General features: G+C 66.8%; 26 protein-coding genes and 1 pseudogene. 10 read left to right on the top strand and 17 right to left on the bottom strand.

Annotation, left to right across the window (positions count from 1 at the left end; all coding sequences use genetic code 11):
• Positions 1–32 precede the first annotated feature (32 nt).
• Complete coding sequence (locus tag ACILR9_RS05305) at positions 33–359, top strand: DUF1476 domain-containing protein (protein WP_395708857.1); 327 nt, start codon at positions 33–35, stop codon at positions 357–359.
• Between the two features lie 77 nt (positions 360–436).
• Here ACILR9_RS05305 and purB read toward each other — a convergent pair whose 3' ends face one another.
• Entirely contained in the window at positions 437–1,762 is a 1,326-nt protein-coding gene (purB, locus tag ACILR9_RS05300) for an adenylosuccinate lyase (RefSeq protein WP_395708856.1), read from the bottom strand.
• 54 nt (positions 1,763–1,816) lie between these two features.
• Between purB and ACILR9_RS05295 the strand changes: the two genes are divergently transcribed.
• Together ACILR9_RS05295 and ACILR9_RS05290 are read left to right on the top strand one after the other, a co-directional pair.
• Positions 1,817–2,644: an HAD-IIB family hydrolase gene (locus ACILR9_RS05295; protein WP_395708855.1), complete on the top strand. Its 828-nt coding sequence runs from the start codon at positions 1,817–1,819 to the stop codon at positions 2,642–2,644.
• 1 nt (position 2,645) lies between these two features.
• Positions 2,646–2,789, top strand: a complete 144-nt coding sequence (locus tag ACILR9_RS05290) for a hypothetical protein (protein WP_395708854.1) — start codon at positions 2,646–2,648, stop codon at positions 2,787–2,789.
• A 316-nt stretch (positions 2,790–3,105) separates the two neighbouring features.
• Here the strand turns inward: ACILR9_RS05290 and ACILR9_RS05285 are convergent, their stop codons facing one another.
• A complete protein-coding gene (locus ACILR9_RS05285; RefSeq protein WP_395708853.1) occupies positions 3,106–3,735 on the bottom strand; it encodes a family 16 glycoside hydrolase in 630 nt (209 codons plus the stop codon).
• Between the two features lie 120 nt (positions 3,736–3,855).
• On the opposite strand from ACILR9_RS05285, the gene ACILR9_RS05280 reads away from it, so the two are divergent.
• Complete coding sequence (locus tag ACILR9_RS05280) at positions 3,856–4,728, top strand: fumarylacetoacetate hydrolase family protein (RefSeq protein ID WP_395708852.1); 873 nt, start codon at positions 3,856–3,858, stop codon at positions 4,726–4,728.
• 205 nt (positions 4,729–4,933) lie between these two features.
• Here ACILR9_RS05280 and ACILR9_RS05275 read toward each other — a convergent pair whose 3' ends face one another.
• Positions 4,934–5,563 carry a TetR/AcrR family transcriptional regulator gene (locus tag ACILR9_RS05275; protein WP_395708851.1) on the bottom strand — a complete coding sequence of 210 codons (630 nt, stop codon included), beginning with the start codon at positions 5,561–5,563 and terminating at the stop codon, positions 4,934–4,936.
• Positions 5,564–5,565: 2 nt separating this feature from the next.
• The gene (locus ACILR9_RS05270) at positions 5,566–6,627 is read right to left on the bottom strand and encodes an alpha/beta hydrolase (RefSeq protein ID WP_395708850.1); all 1,062 of its coding nucleotides are present in this window, start codon (positions 6,625–6,627) and stop codon (positions 5,566–5,568) included.
• Positions 6,628–6,706: 79 nt separating this feature from the next.
• Here ACILR9_RS05270 and ACILR9_RS05265 point away from each other — a divergent pair, with 79 nt between their 5' ends.
• Positions 6,707–7,993 carry an adenylate/guanylate cyclase domain-containing protein gene (locus ACILR9_RS05265; protein WP_395708849.1) on the top strand — a complete coding sequence of 429 codons (1,287 nt, stop codon included), beginning with the start codon at positions 6,707–6,709 and terminating at the stop codon, positions 7,991–7,993.
• The gene (locus ACILR9_RS05260; protein ID WP_395708848.1) at positions 7,990–8,454 is read left to right on the top strand and encodes a gamma-glutamylcyclotransferase; all 465 of its coding nucleotides are present in this window, start codon (positions 7,990–7,992) and stop codon (positions 8,452–8,454) included. Before ACILR9_RS05265 ends, ACILR9_RS05260 begins: the two co-directional genes overlap by 4 nt.
• Here ACILR9_RS05260 and ACILR9_RS05255 read toward each other — a convergent pair whose 3' ends face one another.
• From ACILR9_RS05255 to ACILR9_RS05220, 8 genes are all read right to left on the bottom strand, one after another.
• Positions 8,455–9,408: a dienelactone hydrolase family protein gene (locus tag ACILR9_RS05255; protein ID WP_395709045.1), complete on the bottom strand. Its 954-nt coding sequence runs from the start codon at positions 9,406–9,408 to the stop codon at positions 8,455–8,457.
• Positions 9,408–9,854: a VOC family protein gene (locus ACILR9_RS05250; protein ID WP_395708847.1), complete on the bottom strand. Its 447-nt coding sequence runs from the start codon at positions 9,852–9,854 to the stop codon at positions 9,408–9,410. The genes ACILR9_RS05255 and ACILR9_RS05250 overlap by 1 nt, the downstream gene beginning before the upstream one ends.
• Before the next feature lie 119 nt (positions 9,855–9,973).
• Positions 9,974–10,147: a hypothetical protein gene (locus ACILR9_RS05245; protein ID WP_395708846.1), complete on the bottom strand. Its 174-nt coding sequence runs from the start codon at positions 10,145–10,147 to the stop codon at positions 9,974–9,976.
• A complete protein-coding gene (locus tag ACILR9_RS05240; protein WP_395708845.1) occupies positions 10,134–10,355 on the bottom strand; it encodes a hypothetical protein in 222 nt (73 codons plus the stop codon). The genes ACILR9_RS05245 and ACILR9_RS05240 overlap by 14 nt, the downstream gene beginning before the upstream one ends.
• Positions 10,352–10,804, bottom strand: a complete 453-nt coding sequence (locus ACILR9_RS05235; protein ID WP_395708844.1) for an SRPBCC domain-containing protein — start codon at positions 10,802–10,804, stop codon at positions 10,352–10,354. The genes ACILR9_RS05240 and ACILR9_RS05235 overlap by 4 nt, the downstream gene beginning before the upstream one ends.
• Positions 10,693–11,133 (bottom strand): ArsR/SmtB family transcription factor, encoded by a 441-nt coding sequence (locus ACILR9_RS05230; RefSeq protein WP_395708843.1) that lies wholly within the window; start codon positions 11,131–11,133, stop codon positions 10,693–10,695. The genes ACILR9_RS05235 and ACILR9_RS05230 overlap by 112 nt, the downstream gene beginning before the upstream one ends.
• A 154-nt stretch (positions 11,134–11,287) precedes the next feature.
• The gene (locus ACILR9_RS05225) at positions 11,288–12,028 is read right to left on the bottom strand and encodes a DUF72 domain-containing protein (RefSeq protein WP_395708842.1); all 741 of its coding nucleotides are present in this window, start codon (positions 12,026–12,028) and stop codon (positions 11,288–11,290) included.
• Positions 12,029–12,293: 265 nt separating this feature from the next.
• Complete coding sequence (locus ACILR9_RS05220) at positions 12,294–12,773, bottom strand: Lrp/AsnC family transcriptional regulator (protein ID WP_395708841.1); 480 nt, start codon at positions 12,771–12,773, stop codon at positions 12,294–12,296.
• Between the two features lie 130 nt (positions 12,774–12,903).
• On the opposite strand from ACILR9_RS05220, the gene ACILR9_RS05215 reads away from it, so the two are divergent.
• A complete protein-coding gene (locus tag ACILR9_RS05215; RefSeq protein WP_395708840.1) occupies positions 12,904–13,290 on the top strand; it encodes a nuclear transport factor 2 family protein in 387 nt (128 codons plus the stop codon).
• 119 nt (positions 13,291–13,409) lie between these two features.
• Here ACILR9_RS05215 and ligD read toward each other — a convergent pair whose 3' ends face one another.
• A complete protein-coding gene (gene ligD / locus ACILR9_RS05210) occupies positions 13,410–16,640 on the bottom strand; it encodes a DNA ligase D (RefSeq protein ID WP_395708839.1) in 3,231 nt (1,076 codons plus the stop codon).
• 161 nt (positions 16,641–16,801) lie between these two features.
• Between ligD and ACILR9_RS05205 the strand changes: the two genes are divergently transcribed.
• From ACILR9_RS05205 to ACILR9_RS05195, 3 genes and pseudogenes are all read left to right on the top strand, one after another.
• On the top strand, positions 16,802–17,551 hold the full coding sequence (locus ACILR9_RS05205; RefSeq protein WP_395708838.1) for an SDR family NAD(P)-dependent oxidoreductase: 750 nt from the start codon (positions 16,802–16,804) through the stop codon (positions 17,549–17,551).
• Positions 17,552–17,666: 115 nt separating this feature from the next.
• A complete protein-coding gene (locus ACILR9_RS05200) occupies positions 17,667–17,954 on the top strand; it encodes a DUF2277 domain-containing protein (RefSeq protein ID WP_395708837.1) in 288 nt (95 codons plus the stop codon).
• Positions 17,941–18,600: pseudogene (locus tag ACILR9_RS05195) on the top strand (alpha/beta family hydrolase); the annotation flags it as partial. The gene ACILR9_RS05200 and the pseudogene ACILR9_RS05195, both read left to right, overlap by 14 nt.
• A gap of 248 nt (positions 18,601–18,848) precedes the next feature.
• On the opposite strand, the gene ACILR9_RS05190 reads toward ACILR9_RS05195, so the two are convergent.
• From ACILR9_RS05190 to ACILR9_RS05175, 4 genes are all read right to left on the bottom strand, one after another.
• Complete coding sequence (locus tag ACILR9_RS05190) at positions 18,849–19,943, bottom strand: tetratricopeptide repeat protein (protein ID WP_395708836.1); 1,095 nt, start codon at positions 19,941–19,943, stop codon at positions 18,849–18,851.
• A gap of 15 nt (positions 19,944–19,958) precedes the next feature.
• A complete protein-coding gene (locus ACILR9_RS05185) occupies positions 19,959–20,843 on the bottom strand; it encodes a Ku protein (RefSeq protein ID WP_395708835.1) in 885 nt (294 codons plus the stop codon).
• A gap of 428 nt (positions 20,844–21,271) precedes the next feature.
• Positions 21,272–22,120 (bottom strand): carbohydrate ABC transporter permease, encoded by an 849-nt coding sequence (locus tag ACILR9_RS05180; RefSeq protein ID WP_395708834.1) that lies wholly within the window; start codon positions 22,118–22,120, stop codon positions 21,272–21,274.
• Positions 22,117–23,049: a carbohydrate ABC transporter permease gene (locus ACILR9_RS05175; protein ID WP_395708833.1), complete on the bottom strand. Its 933-nt coding sequence runs from the start codon at positions 23,047–23,049 to the stop codon at positions 22,117–22,119. The genes ACILR9_RS05180 and ACILR9_RS05175 overlap by 4 nt, the downstream gene beginning before the upstream one ends.
• Positions 23,050–23,051: the final 2 nt, after the last annotated feature.

Below are 23,051 nucleotides of genomic sequence, written 5' to 3'. Positions count from 1 at the left end.
TATAGCCACTCACCAAGCCCAGCGGAGCGGCAATGACGACGTTCGACGATCGCGAGAAATCCTTCGAAAAGAAGTTCCAGCACGATCAGGAGATTCAATTCAAGGTCAATGCGCGCAAGAACAAGCTGCTCGGTCTGTGGGCCGCCGGCTTGCTCGGCAAGGCCGGGGCCGACGCTGAGGCTTATGCCAAGGACGTCGTCATGGCGGATTTCGAGAAGCCGGGGGATTCCGACGTCATCCACAAGCTGATGAAGGACCTCGCCGCTGCCGGCAAGCCGATGGAGGACCATTCCATCCGCAAGCAGGGCGAACGGCTGATGGAGGAAGCCAAGAAGCAGGTTATGGCGGAGCAAAAGTAGGCGGCAGTCGCGCAAGCGAGCGCGGCCAGGCAAGCTCGCGGCCGGGAGCGCGCCGATCCCGGCGATCGGGAACAGGGTCAGCCGAAAACGCGCTTGAAGATCGTGTCGACGTGCTTGGTGTGGTAGCGCATGTCGAACAATGCCGTGAGCTCGTCGTCGGACAGGAACTGGCCGATCTCCTTGTCGGCGCGGCTGAGCGCCAGGAACGAGGCGTTGCCGCGCCAGGCTTCCATGGCGTTGCGCTGAACGGCGGCATAGGCGTCCTCGCGGCTCATGCCCTTCTGCGTGAGCGCGAGCATGACGCGCTGCGAGAAGACCAGCCCGCCGAGGGCGGCGAGATTGCCCTGCATGCGTTCCGGATAGACTACGAGCTGCTCGACCACTGAAGTCGCACGGCCCAGGGCAAAGTCGAGCGTCACAGTCGCATCCGGCGCGATGTAGCGCTCGACCGAGGAATGCGAGATGTCGCGTTCGTGCCACAGAGTCACGTTCTCGAGCGCTGGCGTGACGGCGCTCCGCACCACGCGGGCGAGCCCGGTCAGGTTCTCGGTCAGCACGGGATTGCGCTTGTGCGGCATCGCCGAGCTGCCCTTCTGGCCCTCGGAGAAGAACTCTTCGGCTTCGCGCAGCTCGGTGCGCTGCAAATGGCGGATCTCGGTGGCGAGATTCTCGAGCGACGCCGCGACCACGGCCAGCACCGAGAAGAACATGGCGTGCCGGTCGCGCGGGATCACCTGCGTGGAGACCGGCTCGACGCTGAGCCCGAGCTTCTGGGCGACATGGGCCTCGATGCGCGGATCGACATTCGCGAACGTGCCGACGGCGCCGGAGATGGCACAGGTCGCGATCTCGGCGCGCGCCATCACCAGCCGCGCTCGATTGCGCGCGAAGGCGGCGTAGTGGCCGGCGAGCTTGACGCCGAACGTCGTTGGCTCGGCGTGGATGCCGTGGCTTCGCCCGATGGTCGGCGTGTTCTTGTGCTCCTGGGCGCGTTTGCGAAGCGCTGTCATCAGCCTGTCGATATCGGCGATCAGGAGATCGGCCGCTTGGCTGAGCTGGACGGCGAAGCTGGTGTCGAGCACGTCGGACGACGTCATGCCCTGGTGCACGAAACGCGCCTCGGGCCCGATGAACTCGCCGAGCCAGGTCAGGAAGGCGATGACGTCGTGCTTGGTCACGCGCTCGATGGCGTCGATTTTGCCGACGTTGCCTGCTGGGTCGGCCGCCAGCGCCGCCATCGCAGCCTTGCCGCCGTTCCAGATCGCCTCGGCCGCCGCCTTGGGGATGATGCCGAGCCCCGCCATGGCCTCGCAGGCGTGCGCCTCGATCTCGAACCAGATGCGGAAGCGGTTCTCGGGTGCCCAGATTGCCGCCATCTGCGGCCGGGAATAGCGCGGAATCATGGCCGGGCTTTTAGTCCCGATGGGGCTGCGACGCCATGCTAGAAACCGCGCACCATGACCCCGTCTTTACCCTGCCGCTTGCCGATGACGCCCCTGTCCGAGTGCCCGCGCGAGCTCCTGGCCAATGTTGCCGGCGTCCTTACCGACATCGATGAAACCATCTCGACCCACGGCCGGCTCACCGCCGACGCCTACCAGGCGATTGCAGCGCTTCATGCCGCCGGACTGCGCATCATCCCCGTCACCGGCCGGCCGGCGGGCTGGTGCGACCATATCGCCCGCTTCTGGCCGGTCGATGCCGTGGTGGGCGAGAACGGCGCCTTCTGGATGTGGCAGGACCGGACGGCCGGAAAGCTCAGGACCCGCTTCATCCAGAGCGCCAGCGAGCGCGCCGAAGGGCGGCGCCGGCTCAAGGCGGTGCGCCAGCAGGTCATGAACGAGGTGCCGGGCGCCGGCATCGCCTCCGACCAGCCCTATCGCGTGGCTGATCTCGCCGTCGATTTCTGCGAGGACGTGCCGCCGCTCAGTCCTGCCGAGGTGCGGCGGATCCTGGAGATCTTCCGCCATCACGGGGCGCACGCCAAGGCAAGCTCGATCCACGTCAACGGCTGGTTCGGCGACTACGATAAGCTCGCCACCAGCCGCGTGATGATGCCGGAGCTGTTCGGCATCGACCTCGAAGCCGAGCGCGCCCGCTGGGTCTTTTGCGGCGACTCGCCCAACGACGCGCCGATGTTCGGCTACTTCCCGAACGCCGTCGGCGTCGCCAACGTGCGCGATTTCGCGGGCGACATGGATCACCTGCCGCGCTGGATCACCTCCGCCCGCTCCGGCGCCGGCTTCGTCGAGCTGGTCGAAACCCTGCTGGCGGCACGCGGCTAGCATGACGCTGCCGAAACCCGCGATGGCCGTCATCTTCGACATGGACGGCCTGCGCTTCGACAGCGAACGGCTCTACGCCGAACTGCACTACCGTGCGCCGGCACGGGGCGCGTCCGGCGTTGCTGATGACCTGGGCTTATGCTGATCGGCCGGAAATGACAGACCGGCTCGCCGACGCCTACAGGCTGCCGGCGAAGCGAACAACGCGGCGGTCGTGCCGGCCGGGCTGGCGGTCGCCACGGCCCGTGCCGAGCATCCGGGCCTGGCGTTGCATCTGGAGGACAATTCCCATCCGAGCCTGCTCGGAACCTATCTGGCGGCCTGTATGCCGCCTTGTTTGGACGCGGCCGGGAAGGGCTCGATGGCACGGTCGGGCTCGACGAGCCGAAAGCACATCTTCTGCACTCGATCGCCGTCGACACCGTGGCGCGATACTGCACTGCCTGGCCTGAGCCGTCCGGCTACCGGGGCTGCGGCGGGCTGAGCAGCAGGGAGCCGAAATGGGTGACGCTGTCGGCCTGGGTGATGACCCCCATTGCGCCGGCCTGGGGCAGGCTGCGGTCGGTGACCTCGAACATCGGCTTGCCGTCGAGCGTCACCTCGAAATTGTCGTTCGCCGCGACGACGCGCAGGGAATGCCATTTGCCGGTCTCGATCGGGGCGTCCTTGCGGGCGAGCTGGTTGCGCTTGCCCTTTTCCATCCGGTAGAGCCGGACCGTCTTGTCGAGCGCATTGGCCTGCACGAAGTAGTAGTCGTTGGCGCTCTGGGCGCGGAAGATCAGCCCGGCGACCTGGGCCCGGGTGCCCGATACCGGCTTGAAGCGCAGGGTGGCATCGAGGTCGCGGCCGACCGCCCCTTCGGCAATACACAAGGGAAAGCGCGAATCCGTTGGATCGCCCGCCGTCTCGGCCAAGGCCCAGCCATTGGGTCCGTCGGGGTCGGCCACGGCGCGCCATTCGGAGGTCTGGCCGATGCCGGTCTTGCCCTGGACGCAGGCGACCCGGCCGTCGGCCGTGGCGAGCGGCACGACCAGCTGGGCAGAAGCCGGTGCGGCGAGAGCGAGGCTGAGGAGGAAAATCAGGACACGCATGATGCCAGTCTAACGCGGCGATCGTGACAAAGCGCGCCTCGAGCGCGCTGCGCTTGACCGCATGTGCGGCAAGAGGGAGTTTACGCACCGGCCGATTTTTCCAAACATGGGGGGACCAGAATGCGTCTGTGCACAATCATGAGCGGCGGCAAGCCGGTGGTCGGGGTCAAGCCGGGCAACGGCAAGATCATCGACCTGTCGAAGCAGATGCCGCGGGGGCCGAAGACCGTGGTCGAGATCCTGGCCGGCGGCAAGAAGGTCCAGGCCGAGGTCGCCAAGGCCTGTACCAAGCCCAAGCCGGCCGCCCTCGTGTCGGACAAGTCGGCCAAGTACCTGCCGCCGATTCCCAATCCGGGCAAGATCCTGTGCATCGGCCTGAACTACCGCAAGCATGCCGAGGAAACGAAAAGCCCGATCCCGTCCTACCCCGTGGTGTTCTGCCGTTTCGATAACACGCTAGTGGCGCATAATGGCAAGATGCCGCGGCCTACGGCCTCGGACCAGCTCGACTGGGAAGCCGAGCTCACCATCGTGATCGGCAAGAAGTGCCGCAATGTGCCGAAGGAGAAGGCGCTGGGCGTGATCGCGGGCTACGCCTGCTTCAACGACGGCTCGGTGCGCGACTGGCAGCGCAAGTCGGGCGGCCAGTTCACCCTGGGCAAGAACTTCGACGGCACTGGGGGCTTCGGTCCCGATATCGTGACCTCGGACGAGCTGCCGCCGGGCGCCGCGCCGTTGCGCATCATGACCCGCGTCAACGGCGAGGTCATGCAGGACAGCAACACCGACGACCTGATCTTCGACGTGCCGACCCTGGTGCACGAGCTCAGCAAGGTCATGACGCTCGATCCGGGCGACATCATCATCACCGGCACGCCGTCGGGCGTCGCCATGGCGCGCACGCCGCAGCCCTGGCTGAAGCCGGGCGACGTCTGCGAGGTCGAGATCGAGAAGATTGGTACCCTGCGGAACCCGATCGTGCAGGGCGCCTGACGAGCCACTCTCATTTTCCTCCCCAACTCTGTTGGGGAGGTGTCGCCGTCTTCGGCGGCGGAGGGGTCATGAGGAGTGCGATTGGGGCTCATGACCCCTCCGCCCCGTTTGACGGGGCACCTCCCCAGCGAAGCTGGGGAGGAGAGTGAAAGGTGGCCTCTCTGCGAATGCCCTGCGATTACGGGGGAGGGACGGTCCTCCGCGCTCAGGCCTTGCGCGGCAAGCCGTCGAGGCCGCCCATCATCAGGCGAGTGGCGAATTCGACGGCGGCGACCGGGTCGACGGGGTCGCGCGCGACCATGATTACCGAGACCTCGAAGGCGATGCCGCCCATCGCCGCGGCCAGATAGGATACATCGACCTTGGGCAGCAGGCCGGAGGCGATCGCGGCGCGGATGTCGTCGTTCAGCGAGAGGGCGAGGGCGCGAACGTCGGGCTTGTCGAGCAGGGTGCGGATGGCGGTGAAGTTCTTGCGGGCCATCGCCAGCAGCTCGGCATCCTCGACGATGAAATCGAAATAGACCGCGTAATGGCGCCGGAAGAACTCTTCAGTCGTGGTGGCGCGGGCGCGGCCGGCCCGGTGGCGCTTCAGAAGCTCGCCGGTCAGCTCGCCGACCACCGCCTCGAAGATCTCGTCCTTGTCCTTGAAATAGTTGTAGAACGTGCCGGAGGCCAAGTCGGTACGCCGGACGATGTCTCGCACGCTCGCCGCGCCAAAGCCCATCTCCGCGAACACCGCGCGTGCTGCCTTGAGAAGGGCGGTGCGATTCTCCGCCTTGTTCTGCTCGCGCCGGCCGCTGCGCGGCTCCGCCGTAATGCCCGTGTTGTCGCCCATGCTCAACGGCCCAATTGTGCCAGCTCGTGGCGCAGGCCCGCCACCATATCGTCCATCGCCCGTGCCGCCGCTTGCAGCGCCCCGCGCATGCCGGCAAAGCCATGGATCAGCGAATCGAACTCGCGATGGATGGTCTTCACCCCGGCCGCCGAGAGCCGCTCTGCGTAGGCCTGACCTTCGTCGCGCAGCGGATCGAAGCCCGCTGTGTAGACGAGGGCCGGCGGCGAGCCGTCGAGGTCGGGGGCCTTCAGCGGCGAGGCGCGTGGATCGTCGATCTCGGCTAGATTGTTGAGGTAGTGGCCGCGCACCCATTCCATGCCGGTGCGGGTCAGCAGAAAGCCCTCGCCGCAGCTGGTGTAGGAGGGGCTGTTGCAGGCCAGGTCGGTCGCCGGATAGATCAGCCATTGCAGACAGGGTGGCCTGGCTTCTCCGCGCAGGAGCCGGGAAATCACCGTCGCCAGGGTCGCCCCGGCCGAATCGCCTGCCACCACGATTCTCGCCGGGTCGACACCGATCACGGTCGCCTCGGCCGCCAGCCAGCGAAAAGCGGCGACGGCGTCATCGACCGCAGCCGGGAATTTGTGCTCGGGCGCCAGGCGATAGTCCACGGCGACCACCGCGCAGCCGCTGCGCGCGCAGAGATAACGGCAGACCAGGTCATACCCTTCGAGGCTGCCGATCACCCAGCCGCCGCCGTGGAAATAGAGGATGGCCGGCAGCAGACGGGCGACCGTGCCAGCCGGCCGATAGAGCCTGATCCGCATCCGGCCGGCCGGACCCGCGATCGTGCGGTCGACAATCTCGCCGACCGGCGCCGGCCGGCCGCCGAGCAGGGGCAGCACGATGTCGAACTCGGCCCGCGCCTCCCGGACTGTCATCTGGTGCATCGCGGGCTGACCGCTGCGCGCCAGAAGCTGCAGGAACCATTGCGTGCGACCGTCGAGCGTGCGGCCATCGACCCCGACCGGCGGGCCGGCCAGGATGTTGACCCAGGAGATCGGCATGCGCAGTGCCAGGTTGGCGGCCCTGCCAACCACGTCGCGTGCAATCTCCTTCATCGCCATCCGGCGTTCCTAGCATTCCGACCGGTCGCGGACCACTCGGCGTTGTGAAGTCGATGCCGGCTGGCTAGGTTGGCCCGCGATGGCGGAGGGGACGTCCGACAATTTCGCAAGCGCGCTGCGTCGCGAGATCATGCGCAGCGAAGTCCAGCGCATGCAGGTCCTTGCCATCGTGCTGACTGTGTTGCTCGCCGCGACCCTGGGTGCGCTCAATCTTGCGCCCGAGTTCGCCGAGCGCTTGTTCCGCAAGACCATCGAACCGTGGACGCCCCTGGCCGGCGTCGGGCCGTTCGTCGTCTACGAATGGGGTGCGCTGAGGGTGCTGCGCTGGCGGATGGCCAGGGACCTCGATTTTCCGCGCGTCGCCCGCTTTGCCAACGCCCTGATCGAGACCAGCCTGCCGAGCGTCGTCATCTTCGAGCTCAGCCTCCACATGGAGCCAGCCACCGTGCTGGGGTTCTGGCCGCCGATGCTCTATTTCCTGTTCATCGTTCTGTCGACGCTGCGGCTCGATTTCTGGCTGTCGATGTGGACCGGGGCCGTGGCGGCGGCCCAGCAGTTTGCGCTGGCCGCCTACCTGATGCCGATCCAACTGTTCTCCGACTTGCCCGAACACTCGCTGGTCTATCACCTGAGCCGCAGCATCGTGCTGCTCGGAGCGGGCGTGATCGCCGGCATCGTGGCCGGCAGCCTGCGCCGCCAGTTCGCGGCCTCGGTGGCGGCGTCGGCGGCGCACGATCGCGTCACCAACCTGTTCGGCCAGCACGTCTCGCCCGCCGTGGTCGAGCGGCTGCTGGCGCAGCAGAGCGACCCGCCGAGCGAGATGCGCCGCGTCTGCGTGCTGTTCCTCGACATCAGGGGCTTCACCGCCATGACGCGGGTACGGGCGGCCGACGAGACAGTGGCCCTGCTGAACGATTTCTTCGCCGGCATGATCGAGATCGTCGACCGCCATCACGGCATCATCAACAAATTCCTGGGGGACGGATTCCTCGCTTTGTTCGGGGCGCCGCTCGAGGATCCGCGGGCGGCCGCCAACGCCCTGGCGGCGGCGCGCGGCATGCTGAAGGCGGTCGATGCCTGGAATGGCGCTCGCCCCCGCCAGCCGCTGCGCATCGGCATCGGCATCCACATCGGCGATGCGGTGACCGGCACCGTGGGCTCGCCCCAGCGCAAGGAGTACACGGTGATCGGCGACACGGTGAACCTCGCCGCCCGCCTCGAGCAGCTCACCAAGGAGACCGGCTCGCAGCTGCTGATTTCGGGCTCCGTGTATGCCGACACCGCCGGCGCCGACGGCGCGACCGACCTCGGGCCGCTGCCGATCCGCGGCTATGGCGAGCCGGTCCAGGTGTGGCGCGTGGCATGAGCTGGTACTTCGCCTACGGCTCGAACATGGATGCGGCGCGCCTGTTCGGCGAGCGGTTGGCGCCCGCCGGCGTGGCCGCGGGCGAACGGATCGCCGGCCGGCTCGACGGCTGGCGGCTCGCCTTCAACAAGAGCGCCCGTGACCCGGCCGGCTCCGGTGCCGGCAATATCGTCACGTGCGAGGGCGCTTCTGTCTTTGGCACGCTGAACCGGCTTCCCGTGGCGGGTTTCGCGGTGCTCGACCGCTATGAGGGCGTGGCGGCAGGTCACTACGAGCGGCGCACCGTCGCTGTCAGGCGCCTCGACACTGGCGAGATCGTCGAGGCGATCACCTATGTCGCCTTGCTGACTGGCGAGGGCTTGAGGCCGACCAGGGCCTATCTCGGCCATCTGCTGGCCGGCCGAGACCTGCTGCCGGCCGACTATGTCGTGCAGCTGGCCGCGACCCCGACAGTCGATTGATCAGCCGCCGCCCTGCAAGCCGTGGCGCACGTAGGATTTGAGATCGACGAGCGACTGAGCGGCAGCGGCTTCCTGCAGGCCGCCGCTGACCCCGAGCGTGCGGCAGGCCGCCTGCGCCTTGGCCAAGGCGCCCTGGACCGGCTTGCCGTCGGCGGTGTTGGTCGTAACGCCGCTCTTGCGTTCGACGAACGAGCCGTCGGGCTGCTGCTGAAATACGCACTGGGAATAGTTCTCGCCGCGTGGCGTAAAGTACGCCCGGCCACCATCGAAGCCGTGGCCGGCGCCGGGATAGACCTTGACCTCGATCTGTGCACCGTTGGCGCGCAGCGCCTCGGCATAGGTGGTGCACGGTTCGACGCCGACATAGGTGTCGGCGCTGCCCAGCAGCAGATGGATCGGTTGGCCGGTGGTCCGCGGCCGGTAGTACTGCGTCGCGCATGACGGGTAGAACGGCACGTGCAACGCATAGCGCAGGCCCGATGACACCGCGGCGGCGGCCAGCAGGTTGAGATGCGAGGCCATCAGCGCCGAGGTGCCGCCCTTCGAGAATCCCATGATGCCGATGCGGTTCCTATCGATGCGGCTGGTGGCGCCGAGCGCTTTCAGCGCGCCTAACGCATCGAGATTGAAGTCGGGTCCGCTCACCGCCGACTGGTCCTCGACGGTCGAGGAGACGCCGCGCGGACGGAACGAATCGATCACGACGGCGGCGACGCCTATCGCGGTGAGTTCGCGGGCGTAGCGCCCTTCGCGCTGGTCGCTGATGCCGCCGCTGCCGTGATGGATCACCATCGCGGGCACGACGCTTTGGCCGGCAGGCCAGTAGATCTCCGCCGTCACCCGGACCGGCTGTCCCTTCTGCCGGCTCTCGAAGTCGATCGTCTGACGCTGCTGCGCCTCTGCCGCGCCCGCCATCGCGAGGAGGGCGAGCGCGGTAAAGGCGCCGCGCATCATCACGCGGGAACTTTTGCTTTGTCGGCCAGCGCGCTGCGCGACACCGGATCCATGTTGTCGCTGAGCTCCGGCACATCGGCTTCGTGCCAGAAGTTGAGCTCGATCATGACGCCGTCGGGGTCATGCACGAAGACCTGCTGCAGCGGCCGCGCCGGTACCTTCTTGACCTCGAACGGAACGCCGTCCTTCTTGATCTGGTCGATCGTGCCGCGGATATCGGCGCAGTTGATGGCGATGTGATCGATCGCGCCGCTGCCATGTTCCTCACGACCGGTTTCGGACAGGAGATGAAGGATCGGCTTGTCGCCGGCGTAGAGCCAAGCGCCGGGGAAATTGAACGGCGGCCGATCGCCGTTCCTCAATCCGACGTAGCGCTCATAGAAGCGTACGGTTGCTTCGAGATCCTTGCAGTAGATGTTGTAGTGATCGAGCGAAAGAGCGGGCATCTGTCACCTCCGACCGTTGCCATTGGCGGGAGATTACAGCACTCCGGCTCAGCCGTGACAGCAGGAATTGTCGGTTTCTGCTTGTATTTGTCGTGGCGGCGCTTGCCGGTCCGGCTCCTTCACTGGATGCGGTCGGGACGCCCGAGCACGGCGCTGAACACCGTGTCGGGCACGGCGATGCGCCCGTCCTGGTAGGCGCGCTGGAGGGCGGAGGGATCGCGGTCGGGCTGGCGGGTCAGCGCCGCCATGCGATCGATGAAGTCGAGATCGGTCTCGGCGTCAGTCTGGCGCATGGCGCCCCAGACGTTCGCGGATGTGCGGCTCGGGCTGCTGAGCCGCCGTCAGCGCCACGCCATAGGCCGCTGCAACGTGCTGATGAAGCAGCACGCCCTGGACGACCTCGGCCAGCTGGCCGGCATCGTCCGGCAGGCCGTCGAGCAGCCCCGCGTGCCGGCCGGCGTCGCTCATGTCGACCGGTATCCGAAAACGGTCGAGGGTCATGCCAACGCCTTCTCGAGATTGTCGAGGGCGGCCGTCCAGCCGCGACGATGGTCGTCGCGCGCTGTCTCGTTGAAGAACTGCTCGTGCTTCAGGGTCAGGATCGTGCCGTCGCGGTCGGGCGCCAGGGCGACGGTGACCTGGGATTCGCGCTCTGGCGTACTTTGCCATGCCCACGAGAACACCAGCTTGCGCTCCGGCACCACCTCGCGATAGACGCCGCTCACGCTATGGTGCTCGCCCTCCGGCGACCAGAACTGGACGCGGAAACGGCCGCCGACCCGGAGGTCGGCCTCGGCGATGGGCGTCCTGTCGGAGCCGGTGACACCCCACCAGCGGATCATTTTTTCCGGCTGCGTCCAGGCCTGGAAGAGCTGCGCGGGCGAGGCCTTGAAGCGGCGCTCGAGGGTGAGGGCGGGTTTGGCGAGGGTGAGGCTGGGGTTGGATTGCATGACTCGTCCTCCAGGAAAGCGGCCAATCGGTCGAGTTGCTCGGTCCAATAGCGTCTGTAATGGGCGAGCCAGTTCATCGCCTGCTCCATCGGCGCGGCCTCGAGCCGGCAGGTCACGGTGCGGCCCGTCTTCGAGCGGGCGATCAGGCCGGCGTCACTCAGCACGTCGAGATGCTTCATGATCGCCGGCAGGGACACTGGGAAGGGCCGCGCCAGCTCACTGACCGTGAGCCCGTCCTCCTCGTCGAGGCGGGCAAGCAGCGCCCGTCGCGTCGGATCGGCCAAGGCAGCAAAGGTGCGATCGAGCGTGGCGGTTTGATAGTTAACCATAAAGTTAACTATTAGGAAGTCAAGCCGAGGAAGTCAAGGGCTCGCTCGCACCGACAAGAAGAGCGCCACGGGAGTGGCGCGCTCATAGGCGCATGACCAGCTCTTCCGGCGCGCGCGTCGCGAGGGATTGCTCAGCACCGTCGGCCGTAATGCCTCACAGCCGCCCGATCAGCGCCTGCGCCGCGGCGGGATTACGCACCTTGGCGCCCGAGATGAAGTAGAGGAACACATCGCCGCGCTTGGCCCATTGCTTGGCCCGCTTGGCCCAGGTGTCGAGCTCGGCCGGCTTGAACCCGGTCGCCGGCTTGTCCTGCGAGCCCATCAGCCGGGCGTAGGTGAAATCGGCCGTCGGCTCGTCGATGACGGGGAAATCGTCGTCGCCTGCGGCCTGGATGATGGCGACATTGTGCTTGCGCGCGAGATCGTAGAAGCGCGGGTCCTTGAAGCTCGGATGGCGCACCTCCAGCGCGTGGCGCAGGGGCAGCTTGCCGGCCTCGCGGGGCAGCAGCTTCAGGAAGGCGTCGATATCCTCGGCGTCGAACTTCTTGGTCCCCATGAACTGCCAGTTGATCGGACCGAGCCGGTCACGCAACTCGACCAAGCCCTGGCTGACGTAGCGCTGCACCGACTCGCCCGCCTCGGCGAGGACGCGACGATTGGTGCAGAAGCGCGACGCCTTCATGGCGAAGACGAAGCCCTCGGGCGTCTCGTCACGCCACTTGGCCCAGCTCGCCGGCTTGAAGCTCGAATAGTAGGTGCCATTGATCTCGATGGAGGTGAGCTTGCGGCTGGCGTATTCGAGCTCGCGCTTGTGGGCGAGACCCTCGGGATAGAACACTCCGCGCCACGGTTCGAAGGTCCAGCCGCCGACGCCGACATAAATCTTGCCGCTCATGACCTGCTCCTTGTCCGGGGCGCTGGGGTACCATGCGACCCATCGCCCGGCCAGATGCAGGGTGTTCGCATATGCCACTCAATCCGTCATCTCGAGCGGGGCTGCCCGATTCGGCGCTGTTTACAGCGCCTTTGGCGGCGCGATCGAGGGACCTTTCTAATCGCCGTGCCGCAACAAGATAAAGTCCTTCGACTACGCTTCGCTCGGCTCCGGTCGGGATGACGGCGTTTTTTGCCATATGCGAGTGCCCGGGGACCAGGCTGCTTCACCCGAGGTGGCCAAGCGGAAGGGGCGCGCCTGTCTTGATCGTCTGGATGGCGATGTTGCTACGGACTTCGCGAACGATCGGCAGCTCCAGGAGCTTATCGACGAGGAAGCGCTGGTAATGCTGCAGGTCAGGGACGACGACCTCCAGGAAGTAGTCGGCCTCGCCTGACACCAGGTGGCAGGCGATGACTTCGGGCATGGCTGCGACCGCCTGCTCGAACTTGAGGGCGCGCTCGTTGGCATGGCCGTCGATCTTCACGCCGACGAACACCGAGAAGCCGAGACCGACGCGGTCGCGCCGCAGCACCGCCCGATAGCCCTCGATGTATCCCTCGCGCTCGAGCTGCTTGACCCGGCGCAGGCAGGGCGAGGGCGACAGGCCGACCCGGTCGGCCAGCTCGACATTGCTGAGGCGGCCGTCGCCTTGCAGCGCGGCGATGATGCGGCGATCCAAGGCATCCAGGTCAGATTCTGGCATGTTCTACGCATCCTGGGCGCGGGTTGAGTGGATCATTGTGCCATCAGTCGTTCAGATAGCACAGTTTGCAAGGACGTGCCCTCGTGTCGAATGCCATGGTCGCCCGCCTTTCACGCCACGGGAATGCATCATGACAGAGACAGCCGTCCATCAATCCCTCGTCGACATCGTCGACGAGTACTTCGAAACCATGTTTGACAATGACGTCGATCGCTTCGATCGGGTGTTCGCGCCAACAGCCCAACTGCACGGACTGCGTGATGGCAAGCTTCGCGTGCTGCCGGTGCTCGAGTATCGGAAGGCTCTTGCCTCCACCCCGTCGCCGAAATCCAAGGCGGCGCCGCGGCAGCAGGAGATCCTTGCGATCGACATTGCCGCGCCGGTGCAAGCAGTGGTCAAAGTCAGGGTGCGCATCGATACGCTCCTGTACGTCGACTATCTCTCCTTCCACCAGATCGACGGCGCATGGCGCATCACCGCCAAGTCGTTTCACATCGAGAGGCGCTTCGAAGCGTAGCCATATGAGACCGACGCGGATGCAGTCTTGTCGTCAGGCCATGATGCTGAAGGTGTAGCTGCTCACCACGTCTTGCGGACTGTTCACGGCGCGATTGGTCGCGAAGTAAACGGCTGTCGTCATCCGGTGGACTTCTCCTTTCGCAAGTCGCCCGGATGCCGAAGCGTGAAGCCGGCGGGGTCGACGCCGCGTTGCAATCGATCCCAGTCCAATGGGGCGGCGATCGGGAAACCGGGCAGGACTCGCGGCGAGAAAGCGCCGATGGCGCCGCCGCCGCGGGCGTTGTAGCGGCAATCGATGGCGGTGCCGGTCAACCGGCCGGCGATGTCCTTGCCGTAGCGCTGTGCTTCCTGCCAGGTGAGCTCGGGCTCGATGGGCACCATGACATGCAGCTCAGGGCCGCCGCTGAGCTTGGGCCAGCTCTCCAGCCCTTCGCTTTGCAGGAGGGCATGCAGGCGGAGCGCGGTTGCCACGGTGCGCTGCCAGTCGTTGCCCCGGTCCGTTGCGAACACCAGCAGATCGGGATGGTCGAGATCATCGATTGTGGCATTCCACGGATGCAGCTCGACCGCGGCCATCCTGGCAAGTCCCAAGAGACCGTCGATGCTGTCGATCCAAAATCGATGACCGTCGCCGACCGTGATCCGCTGTACGGCCTTGGGCACCTCGGCCGACGGATCGTGCGGCACGAGGTCGAGCGGTCGTCGGGCGAGATGGACGAGCGCTTCCTTGCCGACTTTCTTCCAGTAGGCCGCGAGCTCTGCCTTCGCGGGCACCGTGTCGTTCCGTTCCGCTCTCTTGACGGCCGCAGTCGGAAGCGTCTGCTTCAGCGTGCCGATATCCTGCCAGGGATCGCGATCCAAAAAGGCGAGGCGATTGGGCAGGTTGAGGATGGTGAAGTGATTGGCGCGGATGTCGGGGCCGAGCTCGTCCCAGTCGAGCGGCACCGAGACCGGTGCGCCGTCGCGGGCGCGCGTCGAGTAGGCGCCGACCGCTGTAGCGCCCATGCCGTTGCGCAGGTAGTCGACATAGATGCGGCCGCGGCGGCCGCTTTTGGCCATGTTGTCGGTGTAGAGGGTCGGCTGGTCGGCGGCCATGGACGCGGCGATCGACTGGGCGAACGCCTTGACGCTGTCCCAGTCGGCCTGCGGCGCGAGCGGGAAAACCACGTGCAGGCCCTTGCCGCCGGTCGTCTTGACGAAGCTTTTCAGCCCGCTCGCCTGGAGGCGGCGGCGGACCTCGTGGGCCGCGTCGATCACCCTTTGCCACGGCACGGTGTCGTCGGGATCGAGATCGATGGTCACGCGGTCGGGCAACTCCGGCCGGCCGGCTTGCGCGCCCCAGGGATGGATCTCGAGCACGCTCGCCTGGTCCAGCTCGAGCAGGCCCGCAAGGTCGTCGATCACCAGCATGCGCTGCTCGTCGTTGGGCACCGCGATCTGGCGCACCGCGCCGCCCAGGCCGGCCCAAGCATGCTTCTGGAAGAAGCATTGTGCGGCGATGCCTTCGGGACAGCGCAGCAGGCTGAGAGGCCGACCGACAATGTGCGGCAGGATCCAGCCGGCAATCTCGGCATGGAACTCGGCCAGTCCCTGCTTGGTGATTCCCTGATTGGGCCACAGCAGTCGTCCGGGATTGGTCAGTCGCACCGGCAGCGTCGTACCGCTTGCTGCCTTGCTCCTGGGCTTGCGCTCGGTCGGCGCCGCCTCGCGCGGCTGGGACGACGACGTCTTGCCTTCGACGAGCTCGCGGAACACGGCATGACGGATCAGCCCGCCACCGGTGCGGCTGCGATACTCGATCTCGGCCGACAGCGCAGGCTTGACCCAGCGCACGCCCTTGGCGTCGGCCGTCTCGTCCTTGAGCGGCGGCGTGGCGGTGCGCAACGGCTCGAGCCGCTGGCCCAGCTCGCGCGCGCTCGCGCTCGTGAAGCCCGACCCGACATGGCCGACGGGCACCAGCTTCTTGCCGGCATACTCGCCCAGCACCAGCGCCGAGACCGCCGCCTTGTCGACGGTAGACGGGATGAAGCCCACGATCGCGAAGCTGTCGGTCCGGCTCGCCTTCAGCTTGAGCCACGTCTTGATGCGCCCCGATTGGTAGGCCGACGAGGCCACCTTGGAGATGATGCCCTCGAGGCCGAGGCGGCTGGCGTGCCGGAAGACGGCATCGCCGTCGCCTTCGATATGCTCGCTATAGCGCAGACGGCTCGAGCTGCCGTCGGCCGCGATGATCTGGGCCAGCGCCGCCTTGCGCTCGCTGAGCGGCGAGTCGCGGAGGTCGAAACCGTCGAGATAGAGGAGGTCGAAGGCGTAGAACGCCATGTCGCCGCGGCCGGTCTTCAGCGCGTCGACCAGCGCGGTAAAGCTCGCGACGCCGGTTTCAGCATGCACCACGGCTTCGCCGTCGACGATGGCGACCTTCACCGGCAGGTCGGCGAGCGCATGCGCAAGGGCGGGGAAGCGTTCCGTCCAATCGAGCCCTTGGCGGCTGAACAGCCTGGCTCGGCCGTTCTCCAGATGCGCCTGCAGGCGATAACCGTCGTGCTTGATCTCGTGCAGCCAGCCGCGGCCCGAAGGCGCCCTGTCGGTCGGTGACGGCAGGCTCGGCTCGATGAAGCCCGGTAGGGCGCCAGCCTTCGCCTTGGTGAGCGCCGCCGGATCGAGGATGGGCTTGCGCCGGCGGCGCTTCTTCGCCGGCTGCGTGATCTCGCCCTGGCCCGACGCCCAGACGCGGTCCTGGTCACGGGTGATCGCGTCCATCGTGCGGCCGGTCGCGGCCGAGTTCGGCTTGTCGACCAGGATGTCCGGGACATCGGTCGGACGCGCCGCTGCGTCATCGGACTTGAAGAGCAGCCAGGCCTCCTGCTTCTCGCGCGGCTTGGGCGCCATGCGCACGAGATGCCACTGACCCTTGAGCTTCTGGCCGTCGAGCTGGAACTTGAGATGACCCTTGCGATAGCCGAAGGCGGGATCGAAGTCGGGGGTCCAGGTCCCACGATCCCAGATCATCACCGTGCCGCTGCCATATTGGCCCGGCGGGATGACGCCCTCGAAGGCGGCATACTCCAGCGGATGATCCTCGACATGCACGGCGAGCCGCTTCTTGCCGGCGATCAGGCTGGGGCCTTCCGGCACCGCCCAGCTCTTCATCACGCCGTCGAGCTCGAGGCGGAAATCGTAGTGCAGGCGGCGCGCGGCGTGCTTCTGGATGACGTAGGCGTTGCCCGCGGTGCCGGCACCGGCGCGGGCGGGCGGCTCCGGCGTCTTCGAGAAGTCGCGCTTGGCGTTGTAGGTGTCCAGCGATTTGGCCACGGCGGCAGGGTAGGGGAAGCTCGAAGCGGATGCCACCCGGTGCGCCTCGGGTATCGTTGCCGTATTGGATTGGCCGAGAGCGGCATGGGAGACAAGCGTATGAAGGACCTCGCCGGAAAGACCGCGTTCGTGACGGGCGCGGCGTCGGGCATTGGATTGGGGATCCCACCGCCTTCGCCCAGGCGGGCGCGAAGGTCATGCTTTGCGACATCGAGGAAGAGGCGCTGTCCGCTGCCCTCGCGAAACTGAGGCTCACCAACGCCGACGTCGACGGCGTGAAGGCCGACGTGTCGCTCAAGGCCGAGATCAAGGCGGCGGCAGACGCGACGATTGCCCGCTATGGCAAGGTCCATATCCTGGTCAACAACGCGGGCGTGACCGGCGGTGGCGTTTATGGCGCGTGGACCGATGCGGCCTGGAACTGGACGATGGGCGTCAACCTGATGGCGGTCATCTGGGGGATCGAGATATTCGGGCCGCTGATCGAGCAGCACGGCGAGGGCGGACACATCGTCTCCACGGCCTCGATCGCCGGTCTTATTTCATCGTCGAGCATCCCCTACAACGCCTCCAAGTATGGCGTCGTCGCACTGTCCGAGGGCCTGCGGGACGAGCTCGCGCCGCGCGGCATTGGCGTGTCGGTGCTGTGTCCGGGCTTTATCCGCACGGAGATCCTGACCTCGTGGCGCAATCTGCCCGAGCGCTATCGTGGTGCGGTCGGCACGATGCCGACGTCCGGGCCCGTGGCGGAGCGGATGAAGTTGGTCCGGGAGCGCATCTCCCAGGGCATCGATCCTGCTTACGTTGGTGAGCTCGTCCGCGAGGGGGTCGAGAACGACTGGCCGTACATCTTCACCGACACTGAATTCGAGCCGTACATCGAAGCGCGCTTCGCTGCGATCAAGAAAGGCTTCGACCAGATCCGTGGACGCAATCCGAAGCATTGAGGCGTCGTCCACGAAGGCCGCCTCGACCGTTTCGGCCGGCTTGATGCGGTCAGCGGCGGCGTGCCAGCATCGTGCGAACGTTTTTGCCCCGACCAGCCTGCCCGGGAGGCATCTCATGTGCCGCAACATCAAGAACCTCTACAATTTCGAGCCGCCGGCGACGGAGGAGGAGATCCACGCCTCGTCGCTCCAGTTCGTGCGCAAGCTGAGCGGCTTCAACCGGCCCTCCAAGGCCAACGAGGAGGCCTTCAACCGTGCCGTGGAGGCAGTGACCCGCGCCGCGCGCGAGCTGATCGACTCGCTGACGACGACGGCGCCGCCGCGCGACCGCGAGGTCGAGGCCGAGAAGGCACAGGCCCGCTCGGCGTTGCGTTTCGCTCGCCCGGCCGATGGCACCGCCTAGCGCGCGCGAGGTCGGCATCGACGTCGACGCCGGCCGCCGCGTCTCGAGCCTGCTGCAGATGCCGGTGCAGGCGCGCTGCTGCTACGTGCTGGCGCACGGCGCCGGGACGGGCATGACACATGCCTTCATGGCGAGCGTCGCGTCGGAGCTCGCCGAGCGCGGCGTCGCCACTTTGCGCTATCAATTCCCCTATATGGAGCAGGGCGGCAAGCGGCCCGATCCGCCGGCGCTGGCGCAGGCCACGGTGCGGACCGCCGTGGCGGCGGCCGGTCGGCTGTCGCCTGGCCTTCCACTGATCGCCGGCGGCAAGTCGTTCGGCGGGCGCATGACCTCGCAAGCCCAGGCGGCCCAGCCGCTCGCCAATGTCCGCGGCCTGGCCTTTCTCGGCTTTCCCTTGCATCCCGCCAAGCGACCCTCCGACGCGCGCGCCGCGCATCTCGCCGAGGTGCAGATCCCGATGCTCTTCCTGCAAGGCACGCGCGATGCACTGGCCGATCTCACGATGCTGCGTCCGGTGGTCACGGCGCTCGGCCAACGCGCCACGCTGCACCTCGTCGACGACGCCGACCATTCGTTCCACGTCCCGGCCCGCACCGGCCGCAAGGATGCCGAGGTGCTGCGCGAGATTCTCGACGTGCTGGCCGCCGTGGGCGAAGGGGTTGTGAACGTCATGCTCCTCCCCAGCCTCGCTGGGGAGGTGTCGCCGTCTTACGGCGACGGGGTCATGGCCGGGAGCGCGCCACTCCGTGGTGCTCTTCTTGTTGATTACACATCCCATGAGCGCCACGGAGTGGCGCCCTCCCAGCCATGAGCTTGACCCTTCCGCCCGGAAAGACACCCACGGTCCGGAAGATCATGAGCGCCACCGCAGCGGCGCGGTCTCAGCGACGATGGTCATCCCGTCCGGGCGCGCTCCTGCTGCAGGCGCATGCGGCAGAGGGCGAGGGCTTTCTGCGCAGTGCTGGCGTGCCGCGAGGACGGCTCGAGCTCGAGGAAGCGTTCCCATATTCCGAGCGCTTCGGCGCAGCGGTCGAGCTTGGTGAGCAACAGGGCCAGATTGAAGTACGCGTCGGCGTAATCGGGCTGGGCCTGCACGGCGCGGCGATACTCGGCGATGGCGAGATCGGTCTGCTTCTCGTCTTCCGCCGTCAGGGCGAGATTGTACCAGGCCTCGGCGAAGGCCGGGTCGCGGGCGACGGCGATCTGCCAGGCGATCTTCGCCTCGGGCGCGCGGCCTTGCGACTGGAAGACGTTGCCGAGATTGAAGGGCAGCACCGGGTCGGCGGCGTCGGCGCGCATCGCCGTCGTGTAAAGGCTTTCGGCGGCGGCGAGGTCACCGCGCTCGGCGGCATCCTCCGCCTCGACCAGCAAATCGTCGAGGCTGCGTGCAGTCTGCTCCAGGCGCATGGTGAGCTGGCCGCTGAGCTCGGCGAGCTGGCCGCCGATCTCGCGCACCAGCGCGCCCGACGGACCTTCCGTGAGGCGCGCCTCGGCGAGATGGCTGCCGCGCCGCCGCAGCGCGACCGACGCCGCGAGCACATCGCCGAGAGCGACGCCTTGCCTCAGGAGGCGCGCGGCCTCGCGGGCCCCCACGAGGTCGTGGTAGGCGAAGCGTTCGTCGACCGGCTCCAGCACGTCGAACAGCACCAGGCACGACACCAGATTGGCGGACAGACCGGCGAGCCGCTCGATCTCCGTGCGCGCCATGCTGCGCTCGACGGCCGGCGGCGCATCGAGCAGGCCGAGATGGCGGCGCAACACGTTCTCGCTGATCAGCGCCGCAGTCGCCGGCAATCCGGGCGGCAGCTTCACGCGGCCATCATCGAGTGCCTGCGCCACCGCCGAGTGCCCGAAGGCCACGATCGTCACACGATTGGAGGGCCGGGTTGCAAGCTTGCCCCCGCGATTGTGCACGAGCTGCTCGAGGCGGCGACGCGTCAGGCCCTGGATGCGGCCGACGACATGGAGAGTCTGTCCAGCGAGAGGCAACCCGGCCTCACGCCGTCAGCGGGCGGCCTTGCGCGCCCTGGGCTTGCGCGCCGGCCCGGCGGCGGCGGCCGCCTTGGCCGCCTTCTTGCTCGGCGCGCGCGGTCGGCGGATCGCACCGGCGTCCGCGCCTTCCGCCTGGAGGCTGCGCTTCAGCGCATCCATGATATTGACGACGTTGACCGGCGCCTCGGCTTCGGGCACCGCGAAAGCTTGGCCGGCCTGCTTGGCGCGCAGCATGCCGACAACGGCTTCCTCGTAGCGATCGGTGAATTTGTCGGGCTCGAAGTGTCCGGATTTGCGGCCGATGATCTCCTGGGCGATGTCGAGCATCTCGGCAGGCAGCTTCACGTCGCTGATGTCGGCAAAGTATTCGCCGTCCTGCCGGACCTCGTAAGGATAGCGCAGCGTCGTCGCCAGCATGCCCCTGCCGCGCGGCTCGAGCATCAGCATGCGCTCGCGCCGGTTCAGCACGACGCGGCCGATGCCGACCATCGCCTTGCGGATCATGGCGTCGCGGATGACGGCGAAGGCCTCCTCGGCGACCTTGTCGTCGGGCGCGAGATAATAGGGGCTGTCGAGATAGATCTGGTCGACCTCGGCCTGCGGCACGAAGGTTTCGATCTCGATGGTCTTTGTGCTCTCGATCTTCAGCCCCTCGAGGTCGGTGTCCTCGACCAGGACGTATTGTCCCTTGCTGACCTGGTAGCCCTTGACCCGGTCGGCCGTGTCGACCGGCTCACCGCTCACCGAATCGACGAGGTTCTGCTTCAGACGATTGCCCGTCTTGCGGTTGAGCGTGTTGAACGACACGCGCTCCGACGTCGAGGTGGCGTTGTAGAGCGCCACCGCGCACGAGACGAGCGACAGTTTCAGGTAGCCCTTCCACGCGGACCGCGGCATCGAAAACTCCCGAATACAAGGCTGAATGCATTTTAGGGCAGCGGCGCCCGGCGGTCCAACGTCGCCGGGCACCGGACTGTAACCATTGTATCAATTTTCGGCCACGCGCTTCCGGCAGGCTTGGCCTGCATTGTAGCCGAGTGCCGAGATGCTCGGACGAAGGTGGGGAGGCCGGCTTCTTCTTTGCCGCCATCTCGTTCTCCTGGCTGCCCGGCCAACCGATGCGGACGCGAAATCCGCAGCAAGACACGCTCCAGGTCGATATATATATATATGCGGGCTGCCGAAAGCGGTGCCGGCCACAGAGTGGCTGGCCGCACGCGAACCGCCGCCGGACACATTGCATCCGCCTTAGCAGTTGTGCCGCTACTATCGTAGCGAAACAGCCCGACTACAACCGAAACTGGCAGCTGATCGATGACGCAGACTCAGCCCTTGACCGACCCGGCAGTCAATCCCGAGACGTAGTGCTCGACGAAGAACGAATAGATGATCGCTACCGGGATCGAGCCGAGCAGGGCAGCCGCCATGAGCTGGCCCCAATAGAATACATCGCCCCGCACCAGTTCGGCGATGGCGCCGACCGGCACGGTGCGCACCTCGGTCTTGGTGAGGAAGATCAACGCGTAGAGAAACTCGTTCTGCGCCAGGGTGAAGGCGAAAATGCCGGCGGAGATGAAACCCGGGCCGCAGAGAGGCAGGACGACCTTGACCAGGGTCTGCAGGCGACTCGCGCCGTCGATGCGCGCCGCGTCCTCGAGCTCGACCGGCACGGTGCGGAAGTAGCCCATCAGCAGCCAGGCGCAGAACGGCACGAGCAGCGTGGGATAGGTCAGGATCACCGAGGTCAGCGTATCGCCGAGGCCGAGCCGGTTGATGATGTCGGCAAGCGGCACGAACAGCAGCGGCTGCGGCACCAGGTAGGTCGCGGCGATGGCGAAGGAGACCAGGGCCGCGCCGGCGAAGCGAATGCGCGCCAGCGGATAGGCGAGCATGGCGCCGAACAGAAGCGAGATCGCCGTCGACACGATCGCCACCACGAAGGTGTTCCAGGTCCATTCCAGGAAGCTCGTCTCGGTAAGCAGGTCGACGTAGTGCTTCAGGGTCGGCTGGTGCACGATCAGCGGCATGATCTTGCGGTTGTAGAGTTCCTGGTTGGGCTTCAGCGAGGTGACCGCCATCCAGTAGAAGGGGAACAGGCAGAACACCAGCGAGACGCCGAGCGGCAGCCACAATTTCAGGATTCGGCCGCCGAGGCCGTCGCGCGACACCGTCACGACTTGGGCGCCCGCATGTAGATCGCCATGGCGAGGATGATCAGCGCCAGCGGCGGCACCATGGTGAGCGCGATCGCGGCACCCTGCCCGAACTGGCCGCCGTTCATGGCGATATCGAAGGCGTAGGTCGCGAAGACATGGGTGGCGTTGGCCGGCCCGCCGCGCGTCAGCACATAGATCAGCTGGAAGTCGGCGAAGGTGAAGATCACCGAGAACATGGTGACGATGAAGATCACCGGCATCAGGAGCGGCAGGGTGACGTAGCGGAAGCGCTCCCAGGTGCTGGCCCCGTCGATGGTCGCCGCCTCGTAGAGCTCGGGCGAGATGGTCTGCAGGCCGGCCAGCAGGGTGATGGCGTAGAACGGCAGGCCGCGCCAGACATTGACCACGATCAGCGAGCCCATCGCGAGATACGGGTTGCCGAGCCAGCTCGGACCGGGATTGGCGATCCCGGTCGTGATCAGCGCCCAGTTGATGACGCTGAAGGCGGGGTCGAGGATCCACTGCCAGGCGATGGTCGACAGCACCGTCGGCACGATGAACGGCAGCAGCAGCAGGGCGCGCGTCAGATTCTTGAAGCGGAAATCCTGGTTCATCACCAGGGCAAGGCCCAGGCCGCCCACCATCTTCAGGATCGTGGCGATGATGGTATAGACGAAGGTGTTGGCGACGACCTGCCAGAACACGGGATCGTGCCAGGCGGAGATGTAATTCTCCAGGCCGACGAACACGCCTTCCTTGGCGACCGGCCGATTCTGGAGGCTGAGCCAGATGCCATAGAAGAAGGGATAGCCGACCAGCGCCGCCATGAAGGCGACCGGCGGCCCCACCATCAGCCAGCTGAACACCCCGCTGCGCTCCAGGAAGCGGCCAAGCGAGAACGCCGGCCGCCGACGCGTCAGCGTCGGCGCGAGCGATTGCCCCGTCATCC

It is taken from the genome of Reyranella sp. (assembly GCF_044224635.1).
Taxonomy (GTDB): Bacteria; Pseudomonadota; Alphaproteobacteria; order Reyranellales; family Reyranellaceae; genus Reyranella.
The sequence above is the reverse complement of the archived record's forward strand: the minus strand, read 5'-3'. Positions and strand labels throughout refer to the sequence as shown.